A 10376-nucleotide genomic window follows, 5' to 3' on the forward strand; every position below is an offset into this window, starting at 1 on the left:
CTTTAAAATACACCACATATCAATCCCTTGCGGGCTGGTAGCTTGCGTCTGCACTTGTCTATACCTAAAGTGCAGATTGATTCGGGCGGAAAGTAAAATCAGCCGCTTTTTGTACTCCCTGTTCGGGCTATCCGGGAGTAAAGGGGGATTTTTTCAGCTATCCGTATCTCATAATTTCTTCCTCTTTTAGCGGAATGCCGACTACGCCGATGAAGTGTTCGATTTCATGCGCAAAAGTATTTCCGTGTTCTTTACGCCGAAACAAGTTCGAGCCTAACGGTTTCGTGAAAAATCTTCCTCTTTCCGTTCCGGCGAGCGTATTTTAACCCGAAAAACTTGCATCGGCTGAACACTACCTTTTCCTGCCCCTGAAACTCGATCACTCATAACCGGCTCCGATACGGCATAGCGTTAAAAAAAAAGTCAGAATTATGATACGGACAGCAGAAAAAAACAGGAAACAACGATTCTCAAACCTTCCAATCAGCATAGGTTGGGTTTTGAAAATAGCCTTTGCGGTAGCGGGTTTTGCCCTTTGGGGTTGGTCATTCGTGGCGGTGGTAGCAGGGATATATGTAGCGTGGGTAATCATTAAGGGCGTTCTCTCCTGCCTCCTTTCACTTGCCGTAATCATTGGCTTTATACTCCTTTTGATAGTATTAATTTTCTAAAACGATAAAGACATGAAACCAAATTATTTCAACTCGGTAGGCTCTCTGGAAAGCCACACACAGAATTTCCCTTGTAACAGCTTTGCCATTAACCCACAGCCAAGAACGTGCGGATGCGGAACAGTACGAATAGCATACGAAGTAACGAACAGGCAAGACAATGATATTCTTGAAATCCTTGTAGTATGTCCTCATTGTGCCAATAACCCTAAAAAACAGCAATAACCATGACAGCAAGTAAAATGACAGTAAACGGCGTATCATTATGCGCCACAGGACAGGAAAATTACGAACGTTTCGAGGCAAGGCGGGGCAAGTGGTTTTACCAATACGACTACCGACACACGGACGGAGAACTGTTTTCCGTAGTGTTGCCGACCCTCGAAAGATGCAGACAGGAGCGGGATGTCTGGATAGCCGATAAGCTACTCAAAGCCTCAAAAAGACAGGCAATTATACAAGGCGACAAAACGGTATTAATATCCGAAGACGGTATTTCAATACCAATGATTTTCAACAATCTGACAGGCAAGAACTACCAAACCGCCGAAGATTATTGCAACTATGTCCAATACGTTGCCCTCCCTCAAATGGGTTTTGAATACGGAAAAATAGAAATGTTAGCGGACGGCGTAACCGTGCGGACAGGCGAAATACGCAAAGAGTTATAAATCAATCATAAATCATTCAAATAATTACAATTATGACAGCAACTAAGAACAACGGCACAGCCGTAGCAGTACAAGCAACAGAGAACAGCAAGAGCGTAGCAGAAAACGCAAGTGTAGCAACAGGCGCAACCGCTAAAGGCGTGGAGAAAGCCGTAAACATTCCGTCCGACCTCATAGAGCCGAGCAACTACAACGCCCGAAAGACGTTCGATGCTGATGCACTCAAAGAACTGGCGCAAAGTATCTCCGTTCATGGACTGATACAACCCATTACAGTACGGCGCAAAGGCGAGAAAGGCGAACATTACGAAATCATTTGCGGGGAACGCCGTTTTAGGGCGTGCCGTATGCTGAAACTTACCGAAATCCCCGCCATTGTGCGGGAGGCAACCGATGAACAGGCGTATGACCTTTCAATCTCCGAGAACTTACAGCGGGAGGACGTGCCACCAATGGAGGCGGCAGAGGCTTACAAACGCCTTATCGACACCAAGCGGTACGATGTGGCAAGCCTTGCCCTGCAATTCGGTAAGAGCGAAAAGCACGTTTACCAAACGCTGAAACTTTGCGACCTCATTAAAGGCATTGCCAAACTTGTAAGAGAGGGTAAGCTGACCGCATCGGCAGGGGTAGTGATAAGTAAGTATGACAAGAAAATACAGGAGGATATTTTGAACGACCGTTTAGGTAAGGACGGTAACGGCGATTGGTGCAGTATCTCCGCAGGGGTATTGTCGGGCAAAATAGAGAACTGTTATACAAACAACCTCGAAAATTACAGTTTCGACAAAAGCAAGTGTCTGAAATGTATTCACAACTCCAATAATTTCGACCTGTTCGCAGAGGGTGGCGGTTGTGGCAAGTGTACCAATAAAAAATGCCTTTCGGATAAGCAAACGGCGTACCTCGTAGAACAGGCGCAAGCCGTAGCCCTGCACGACCCGAAACTCGTTTTTGTCGGGGAGCAGTACAGCCACGACAACGAGGCAACCCAAATAATCAAAAAGGGCGGGTACGAGTTTAAGAACGTGCAAACGTATAACCTCGATTCATACCCCACAGCACCGACCGCACCGCAAGCCTCCGAGTATTCTAAACCCGAAGATTTTGACAAGGCGCAGGAGAAATACGGTAAGGAACAGGAACGGTACACCAAGCAGACGGCGCACCTTGACGAACTCAAAGAACAGGGCAAAATACGTGTGTACGCTAAAATCGGCGATAGCAATGTAAGAATGTACTACAAAGAGGTAGCGACCAAAGACACCAAAAGCAACGAGCAATTAATCGCCGACCTTACCGCCAAGAAGAAACGCAACACCGAATTACAAGCAGAAAAGACCGCCGAGAGCGTGAAAGAACTTTTGCGGACGGACGAACTGCCACAGTCGGCGTTTACCGCAGACGAAGAAACAGCCATGTATTTTTTCATGTTGTCGAAATTGCGCCGTAGCCACTACAAAGCCGTAGGCTTGAAAGAAAACGATTATTACGGATTGACGGACGAGAAAAGGCTCGAAATAGCCTCTACCCTTACCGAAGAGCAAAAGACCGTAATACGGCGCGACTACCTGTATAGCCACCTAACCGAGAGGACAAGCACCGTTGTCGATACAAAAGGCGGTTTGCTACTAATGTTCGCTAAACAGCACCTACCCAAGAAAACGGCAGAAATCGAGGCTACCCACGCCGAGGATTACGGCAAGAAAAATGCTCGATTGGATGAACGTATCGCAGGGCTGAAAAAGGCTGAAAAGAAAACGAAAGCAGATGCTAAAGCAAAAAAGGCAGAGCAACCCGCCAAAGCCGAAAAACCCGCTAAATCGGACGAAAAACAGGCAAAGAAAGCCGATAAGCCGAACACAGTGACCACCACAGCGGTAGCGGTAATTCCTAAAGCGGATGCAGTTGTAACAATGCAGTCTAAACCTGCCACCACAGCAACGCCGACAGCGGGAAGGGTACAGATTGTAACCGTACCCCCAAAAGGCAAAACGGCAAAGGTTGCCACAGCAGTATAAACGAAAGTATTAACAGGAGCGGGATTTTTCCCGCTTCATATTATAACGATTATGAAAGCAGTATTTGTATTATTTCAAACGGACGTACACCGAACAAAGGCGAGCCGTGTATTTTTCGGCGTATTCTCCACGGAGGTAAAAGCGATAGACCACGCCAAAACGAACGGATTATACACCTATGATGCGGAGGTTGTTATCATTGAGTGTGAAATTGATAAATTCGGCGAGGTATGAGAGCACACAGATTTTGCAACAGGTGCAATACAGAGGTAGAAAGGGAAACCAAATTAGACTATCCGTATTATTGCCCCCAATGCGATGAAAACCTGTACAGTTTTGAAACCCAAGACGAGCAAAGCGATACTTCGCAGGGCGTTGTACGCCTTTGCGCTCACAATGTCGAATGGTGGTTAGACGGTGGCGGACACAATTTGTCGGAAACGGACGAAGAACATATTTGCAGTATGTTATCGCAGAACTTTTTTGCGGGGGAGTTGTGCAGTACCACCGCCAACGGAGGCGAGGTTTACGGATGGTGGAAAATTCAACGCATAGACATAGAGCTATGAGAATAGAAACCTATACGGGCAATCCCGTTGTTACCAACCAAACACAGTTTTATGAACTGGAGGAGCTTTTACACGAGATTGAACCGAATTGCGAAACGGTGCAACTTCGTACCGACCGTCTTATAATTGTGAATTTACGCCGTAAAACGTTCCACTATCCGCGCAATCCCTCGATTGAGTGGGTGGCTGCCCGACTGCACTACATGGTCGAAAATGGGTTGTAAATGCCTTTTGTTGTGATTTTAAGAACTCATGTCCGGGTCGAGGAAACTTTGCCCGGACTTCTTTTTCCATGAGCAATTAGCGGGGCTTTATGCGGGAGAAAAAGAAGCAAAAAGCCATTATTCAGCATCTATTCAACTGGATTGATGCTGATTATTTGAAATATTACCCCTTTTTTCCCTAATTGATTTTTCACATAATCGTTAATCCAAACTTTCGCATTTGCTTCTCTCACTTTTTCATTATGGATATTATCCGAAAATTCTAAGTTATGAATTTCTCCTTCTACTCTGAAAGTTACAATAAATGTTCTCATATTTTTAAATCTTTATTTGCTTCGAATATCAGATATTAACTGCATTTTATTAACTTCTTCATAACTATCAACATTGTGTAGGAAAGCTTTATTTTTAAAGTCGGATTTATTTAACAAGTCAAGATAATTATCAAGATTTACAAGTTGAATATCATTAAATCGACCTATTTCCTCTCTTATTTCACGGTGAGTATGGGTATTTATAAAAGAGGTCATTTTTCCTACTAAACCTACTAATACATCTGACACTTGAATAAATACATCGTTTTGCGAATCTTCGAAAATATAATTCTTAAACTCTACACCATTGTCCAATAACCGATGTTCTCCAATTGCAGTCTGAATATCATTCTCGTTATCAAATATATGATTAGAATTTTTGAACTTATAAAGAGGTGCTAAATAAAAATGAGTGAAATTTTCCAATAACACATGATCCTTTTCATCCATTATAAAAGGTAGAGATTCCTTCTTTTCAGATTCTCGCAGTATTTGTTTTAGCGACGTTAATCCAAAATGGAAATTAAAGTCGTCTTCATATTTCACAAACAACTGGGATAAGCTATTTATAAATGGAATAATGTCTTCTTTCCTCAAATTAGGATATTTGTAATGACTAAATATAGCAATTACATCTTCTATTTCACATTTACATAGAAAATATAGGTCGTTTTTGAGCTTATTAGCGAAAGGCATTCCAAGTTGTTGTGCTATTTTGGAGTTCACAATAGCAGAGTCAACAATGTCAGCAATAGACCAATACAAAAAATTTAAGCTTGTATAGTGCAGATATACCGGTGCGTCTATTATCTTTTTTAGAAAAGCATCAAGCTTGGTTGATTTTAAGCAATCCTGAAACTCACCATGTGCTATATGTTTTAATTTAACCTCTTTTACATTAGGCTGCAATCTTAATCCATGAAAAATATCATCTAATTGAGGTTTATCTCCTTCATATAACACACCACCTAAAACGAAATTTGAATGAAAGGAATAATTGAAACCATCCTCCCTTACATAAAATGTTTTTATATTGTTTGTTTCGTCATAGTAAAAGGTGAAACTTGAATCAAAATCTAATGTTGGATTTGATAATCTGATAAATGTTCTTATTTCATTAACTTCAAAATCTATCATGGTAATCTATTTCTGGGTGAACGATTTCTATATCATCTGAAAGTATCTCATTAAAAGCAGTATCAACAATTAAAGACATTTTTAGCTTTACCGGAATTGTTTTTGAAGCTGCCATATAATGCTTATTCCAATCGTTGTTCCATATATAAGGCAACTCATCCTCATCCATACACATTGCATCACTTTTGAAAATGAAGAAATCAAATTCACAATCAACATCCACATCAATTTCAATAAGAATTTCATCCTCTGAAATTTGCCGGACGTCTGTTACTGTATATGAAGGTTCATCAACGCTAACAACTGATGGGTTTTCAAATTCTTGTCTGAATGGGCTTTCTTCATAATCAAACTCACGATGTGACAAGTATTTTATAACTCTATCTTCTATTTCAGAATTTAAATCAATATCATTGTATCGCTTGTTCTTATTTAGTTTTGTTAAGATACTTTTGAGTATCTTTTGTTGTGGCTTTATATAATCATTAACGAATATATCAATTTCTTCTACAATCCTAACAGAGCCTTCTTGAAGCCCATTATTTACTAAATCTTCTTTCAAATCGGGGTGTAGAGAAAAATCTTTTTCGCAAAAATCCTTATAGTTCTTATTGATGAAAACAATTTTAGGAATATCAAATAATTCGGGTGATTTTTCACATAGAGATTTTACGTTCTCCCAAATTAGAGCATCCCTATAACCCTTTCCACTTTCTTGGAATGGTTTTTTTCTCGCCAGATCTCTTTTAACAAGTTCTTTATGCTTTATGGTTGGGTATGGGATAATGTTTATTCCTAATTTTTTAATTTGCTTCCTAAATTCTTTTTGATACTCTTCTACTTCTTTGATAATATATTCATCGGTAATAGGGTTATCAAAAACCGTTTTTCCAATAAGTCTTTTTAAATCGGATATTCCCTTATCTATTTTAGAGTTTCCTAATTGCAATTGTTCTTTATATTTGTTGATAGATTCATCAATTACTAATTCCGGAATGTACACTGTACCTCCTATTGACTTTGTCGATTCACATAAATTTTTAATTTTTGCACCTTTAAGGTGGAAATCACCAAAAATTATATTTGTGTCAAGAACTACTTTCATATATACTTAAATGTATATGATTTACAATAAATTTCTTACCTCATCATACTCCAAAGTTCCGGGAGTGAACTTTGCCAATAGAATCGCTTTATTTATATTTTTAAGTTTTCCATTCTCTACGGTTAATGCACCTTTACATTCTTTATTGATTTTACTTGTAGTATGTCTGGATAATCCCATGTTTTGTAAAGCGATCATTATTCGGTTTTGTGTTCCGTATTCTAATAGAGTAGCCCAATTCTCGCCAGCTTTTTCCTCTCCTAATAAATTTTTCAACATTAAGTAATAATGGTTAAAATACTTCTCAAATTGAAATCGAAGGATATGTTCTATATCATTGATTATATTGCCGATTAGAATATTCACATGTGTTTTGTTTGATTTATTAAAAGCTTCATATTCATTATATGACACCTTTAATGTTTTCCCACTCCCTGAATAATAATCAACTGAGCCTGAAATAATTTGATTTAGACTTTCGTCATTAATCCATTTGTTCATTAATGTTGCATAATATTTCAAGCTATTTTCATCAGACAAATGCTTGTTGGTTTGTTTCCAGTTGTAGAGTTTATGAAATGAGAGCAGGGTATTTTTACATGATTCGTAATTAACTTGCTTAGGCAAAGTTATAGATGTTCGTTGGGCATGTAAATATTTTAAACGTTTGTAGGCAATATCTTGAGCATCTAACCCGATTGATTCATTTGAGTTCAGTATTGAGTACGGTGTTTCTAATTTTGAGGCTTTTGATTTTGCCAATTCTATGATGTTATTCTTGTTTTTCTTAATTAATTCATCAATAATTGGACTGCAGTAGCCCGTTTTTGGTTCTAAAGTATCTATACATATAATATTAGCTATATATTTCAATATATTTTTTTCTTCTTCGGAACCTGATTTAACTTCATTGCCTTTTAATAGAGTTTCAATTTTCTTTAGATTATGATTGATGCGAGAGAAAACAGATGGAACAAGTTCAATTTCTTTTTTATTGAAAAATGAAGTATCATCCCAAGAGCAATCTGAATGCTTCACACAAAATACATTTCCTTGCAACTCTTTAGATAGTCGCCCAGCTCTGCCTGCTAGATTCCAAAAATCGATTGGTTTTAATGTTTTTGTTGATTTTTTGTTATTAAGAATAAAAAGATTTTGAGTAGGCATATTTACCCCTTCTAACAATGTTGATGTACAAAACACAAAATTAATCTCACCCTTTTGATATAAGTCCTCGACTAAGTTCCTTATTAATTGCGGCATATTACCAAAATGATATGCAATCCCCTTTTTTATGATTTCAGCTAAATAATAATCAGGGTGAATGTATTCTCGGATAATTCGAGAAGCCTTATTCAATGATTTATTTCCTTCTTCTAAATTAATTGTATCGGCAAATGACTTTGCATATTCAATCGTTCTTGATCTGGTATTACAGTAAACAAGATTACTCCTCTTTCCTAAATGTGATAAAGCCTGATTAATTGTTTTAACATTATTAGACAGCGGACTTTTTATTTTAATAAGTTCATTATTTGAAAAATAAGAAAACTCTCCATTTTCTAAGTCTGCAAAATATAAGTTTTGAGCAACAGGAGTTTCATTTGTTTTGAAATGATTTTTCTCTTGAGTATTTCGAAATATTTTAAGAAAAACTTCTGGGTTAGATACATTCGGAGAAGAAAAATATAGTTTTATATTAGGATGCTTTTTAAGAGTTTTCTCTATGGATGTGTAAGTTGTGATACTCCTTGAATCTTCATTTTGAGCGATCTTATGGGCTTCATCAACAAAAAGAAATCCAATAGGAGGATTCTCTTGAGAAATATAGCTAATCAACCTTTCTGGCGTTAACACCATTATGTAATTAATAATTTCTTCTGTGGAAAATTCAGAGATGTTAGAATTGGTAGCAATTCTATACTTGTATTGCTCAAGTAGTACTCCCAAGTCTTTTTTTAATTCTAAAGCAAATTGATTAATTAAAGCTCTTGTAGGCACAAGCACTACCAAATTCTCAGGTGGTTTATTTTGTATAGCCTTACGAATAAATGCTTTAATAATAAAAGACTTCCCCATAGATGTTGGCCCCGAAAAACTAAATTCGCGGGCACTACTCAACTCGGAAAATAGTTTATACTGTGTGTCTGTGAAAAATATTCCTTCTGATTCTGGAACTTCTTGAATTATTTTCTTTGCTTCTAATTCAACTAATCGGTCAAATGGTAACTCCGATTGATTGTTGTTTTCTTTTTCCAAATAAGCTACTGCCGGAAAATTTCCAAGATTATAATAAACTGCTTTAGATACTGTACAATAGTATGGGTTTTGCTGAAAATATGGGTTGAGATATGTTATTATTCTGTATGCATAATTTCTCGCTTCTGATATTGATGTAACTGACAATAAATCAGCAAAACGAAGTAAATCTTTAAACTCTTTTTCTGAATAAGAATCTTTGTTATCAATCTTTAACTGATGAAAAATTGAGCGTTCTGTACAAATCTTAAAGAGTTTAAGAAAATACTGATTTGATAATATCTCTAATGCAATTTCGTCAGCTAATACCATACTTACGCAGTCTTAAGTTTTTCTATAATTTTCTTTCTAGTATTATCTAATTCTGAGAAAGGAATAATATAGATATAAAAACTATAACCTGTAAATTCACTCTTTTTGATTTGGTTATTGAGTGTTGTCAATACATCCCTAACGGCCTTTTCTATCTTACTATTCATCAAAGTTCGGAAATCAGAATTTTTCATTTTTCGTTCCTCATCCGTTATAGGAATATCAAACCCAAGGAAAATACCAAAAGAGTGGTCAATATTCAGATTTTCGTCATTTTCCGTCGGGATTAATAACTTTTTTAATACAGTAGTAGATTCTTCGGTTGCAGTTTCTTTTAATATATTGCTATTAACCAAACTAATTTCGTATCGCAACTTATTCAGGTCATCTTTCAATAAAGTATTGATAGAACTAAACGCCTGATAGATTCCGGTTTGCAGATTGGCGTCTAACTTGGATTCACCAAAGACAAATTGATATGTTGAATCATCTATTTTCAAAAGATGTACTCCATCTGCCCCATTTACATAATTATTTACAGCCGTTTTCAGTTCTAACTTTGTTAATAATTTAGGAGCATTTAGATGAGACTCTAACATACAATACAACAATATTTCCCCAAGCTCTCCGTCATTACTTTCTGCTTTTCTTAATTTTTCTTTAGCCTTTGCAACTAATGACCCATATTTCTTCTGAGTACACAATTCATCATATGTACTACGAGAAAGAGCATACGTTGTGAGGATATTACCTAATTCTTCCGTGAGTGTTTCGTAAGAGAAACAGTTATTGGTTATTTTTAAAGCAAAAAGATTTAATGTATTCCCATTCTCCAACGATTCGTTTTCTATTATTTTAGAAAACAAATTCAAAAAATTATTTTGTACATCCGTTCTTAAAGGCATGAAATATTAATTACTGTTGAATACCACAAAGTTAACAATTATTTTAACATAATATTTATTTGTTTGATTTATAATCAGAAGGCTCTCTAATAGTGTATAATATAATTGAAAAGTAGTCCACTTAGTAATTGAAAAGTATACCACTAAGTGCTCTCGGATGAGATTGATTAAAGATATTTATTCTTCAT

11 protein-coding genes and 2 pseudogenes are annotated in these 10376 nt (G+C 36.9%); 8 read left to right on the top strand and 5 right to left on the bottom strand.

Features of this window, described 5'->3' with window-relative positions:
• Nucleotides 1-431: 431 nt before the first annotated feature.
• The 8 genes and pseudogenes from GGR21_RS20065 to GGR21_RS20095 all read left to right on the top strand — a co-directional run bounded on the left by GGR21_RS20065 (nt 432) and on the right by GGR21_RS20095 (nt 4156).
• A complete protein-coding gene (locus tag GGR21_RS20065) occupies nt 432-671 on the top strand; it encodes a hypothetical protein (protein ID WP_183309027.1) in 240 nt (79 codons plus the stop codon).
• Nucleotides 672-683: 12 nt separating this feature from the next.
• Nucleotides 684-896, top strand: a complete 213-nt coding sequence (locus GGR21_RS20070; protein WP_183309028.1) for a hypothetical protein — start codon at nt 684-686, stop codon at nt 894-896.
• A 2-nt stretch (nt 897-898) separates the two neighbouring features.
• Nucleotides 899-1117 (top strand): annotated as a pseudogene (locus GGR21_RS20940) (DUF3873 family protein); the annotation flags it as partial.
• Between the two features lie 12 nt (nt 1118-1129).
• Nucleotides 1130-1342, top strand: a pseudogene (locus GGR21_RS21155) (DUF7688 family protein); the annotation flags it as partial.
• 32 nt (nt 1343-1374) lie between these two features.
• Nucleotides 1375-3363, top strand: a complete 1989-nt coding sequence (locus GGR21_RS20080; protein ID WP_183309030.1) for a ParB/RepB/Spo0J family partition protein — start codon at nt 1375-1377, stop codon at nt 3361-3363.
• Between the two features lie 51 nt (nt 3364-3414).
• Nucleotides 3415-3597 carry a hypothetical protein gene (locus GGR21_RS20085; protein WP_183309031.1) on the top strand — a complete coding sequence of 61 codons (183 nt, stop codon included), beginning with the start codon at nt 3415-3417 and terminating at the stop codon, nt 3595-3597.
• Nucleotides 3594-3932, top strand: a complete 339-nt coding sequence (locus tag GGR21_RS20090) for a hypothetical protein (protein WP_183309032.1) — start codon at nt 3594-3596, stop codon at nt 3930-3932. The genes GGR21_RS20085 and GGR21_RS20090 overlap by 4 nt, the downstream gene beginning before the upstream one ends.
• A complete protein-coding gene (locus GGR21_RS20095) occupies nt 3929-4156 on the top strand; it encodes a hypothetical protein (RefSeq protein WP_183309033.1) in 228 nt (75 codons plus the stop codon). Before GGR21_RS20090 ends, GGR21_RS20095 begins: the two co-directional genes overlap by 4 nt.
• A gap of 128 nt (nt 4157-4284) precedes the next feature.
• On the opposite strand, the gene GGR21_RS20100 is transcribed toward GGR21_RS20095, so the two are convergent.
• Genes GGR21_RS20100 through GGR21_RS20120 form a run of 5 tightly spaced genes read right to left on the bottom strand, consistent with a single transcriptional unit; the run spans nt 4285 to nt 10188 of the window.
• On the bottom strand, nt 4285-4470 hold the full coding sequence (locus tag GGR21_RS20100) for a hypothetical protein (protein WP_183309034.1): 186 nt from the start codon (nt 4468-4470) through the stop codon (nt 4285-4287).
• Nucleotides 4471-4482: 12 nt separating this feature from the next.
• Complete coding sequence (locus GGR21_RS20105) at nt 4483-5607, bottom strand: DUF3800 domain-containing protein (protein ID WP_183309035.1); 1125 nt, start codon at nt 5605-5607, stop codon at nt 4483-4485.
• Nucleotides 5594-6712 (bottom strand): PIN domain-containing protein, encoded by a 1119-nt coding sequence (locus GGR21_RS20110; RefSeq protein ID WP_183309036.1) that lies wholly within the window; start codon nt 6710-6712, stop codon nt 5594-5596. The genes GGR21_RS20105 and GGR21_RS20110 overlap by 14 nt, the downstream gene beginning before the upstream one ends.
• A 21-nt stretch (nt 6713-6733) precedes the next feature.
• Nucleotides 6734-9283: a DEAD/DEAH box helicase gene (locus tag GGR21_RS20115; RefSeq protein WP_183309037.1), complete on the bottom strand. Its 2550-nt coding sequence runs from the start codon at nt 9281-9283 to the stop codon at nt 6734-6736.
• A gap of 2 nt (nt 9284-9285) precedes the next feature.
• Complete coding sequence (locus GGR21_RS20120; RefSeq protein ID WP_183309038.1) at nt 9286-10188, bottom strand: HamA C-terminal domain-containing protein; 903 nt, start codon at nt 10186-10188, stop codon at nt 9286-9288.
• Between the last annotated feature and the right edge of the window lie 188 nt (nt 10189-10376).

The sequence above is a fragment of the Dysgonomonas hofstadii genome, from assembly GCF_014196915.1.
GTDB lineage: Bacteria > Bacteroidota > Bacteroidia > Bacteroidales > Dysgonomonadaceae > Dysgonomonas > Dysgonomonas hofstadii.

Coding starts and splice junctions, on each gene's coding strand:
- GGR21_RS20085 (WP_183309031.1), top strand. CDS start 3,415: ATGAAAGCAGTATTTGTATTATTTCAAACGGACGTACACCGAACAAAG.
- GGR21_RS20120 (WP_183309038.1), bottom strand. CDS start 10,188: ATGCCTTTAAGAACGGATGTACAAAATAATTTTTTGAATTTGTTTTCT.
- GGR21_RS20105 (WP_183309035.1), bottom strand. CDS start 5,607: ATGATAGATTTTGAAGTTAATGAAATAAGAACATTTATCAGATTATCA.
- GGR21_RS20090 (WP_183309032.1), top strand. CDS start 3,594: ATGAGAGCACACAGATTTTGCAACAGGTGCAATACAGAGGTAGAAAGG.
- GGR21_RS20100 (WP_183309034.1), bottom strand. CDS start 4,470: ATGAGAACATTTATTGTAACTTTCAGAGTAGAAGGAGAAATTCATAAC.
- GGR21_RS20110 (WP_183309036.1), bottom strand. CDS start 6,712: ATGAAAGTAGTTCTTGACACAAATATAATTTTTGGTGATTTCCACCTT.
- GGR21_RS20115 (WP_183309037.1), bottom strand. CDS start 9,283: ATGGTATTAGCTGACGAAATTGCATTAGAGATATTATCAAATCAGTAT.
- GGR21_RS20065 (WP_183309027.1), top strand. CDS start 432: ATGATACGGACAGCAGAAAAAAACAGGAAACAACGATTCTCAAACCTT.
- GGR21_RS20070 (WP_183309028.1), top strand. CDS start 684: ATGAAACCAAATTATTTCAACTCGGTAGGCTCTCTGGAAAGCCACACA.
- GGR21_RS20095 (WP_183309033.1), top strand. CDS start 3,929: ATGAGAATAGAAACCTATACGGGCAATCCCGTTGTTACCAACCAAACA.
- GGR21_RS20080 (WP_183309030.1), top strand. CDS start 1,375: ATGACAGCAACTAAGAACAACGGCACAGCCGTAGCAGTACAAGCAACA.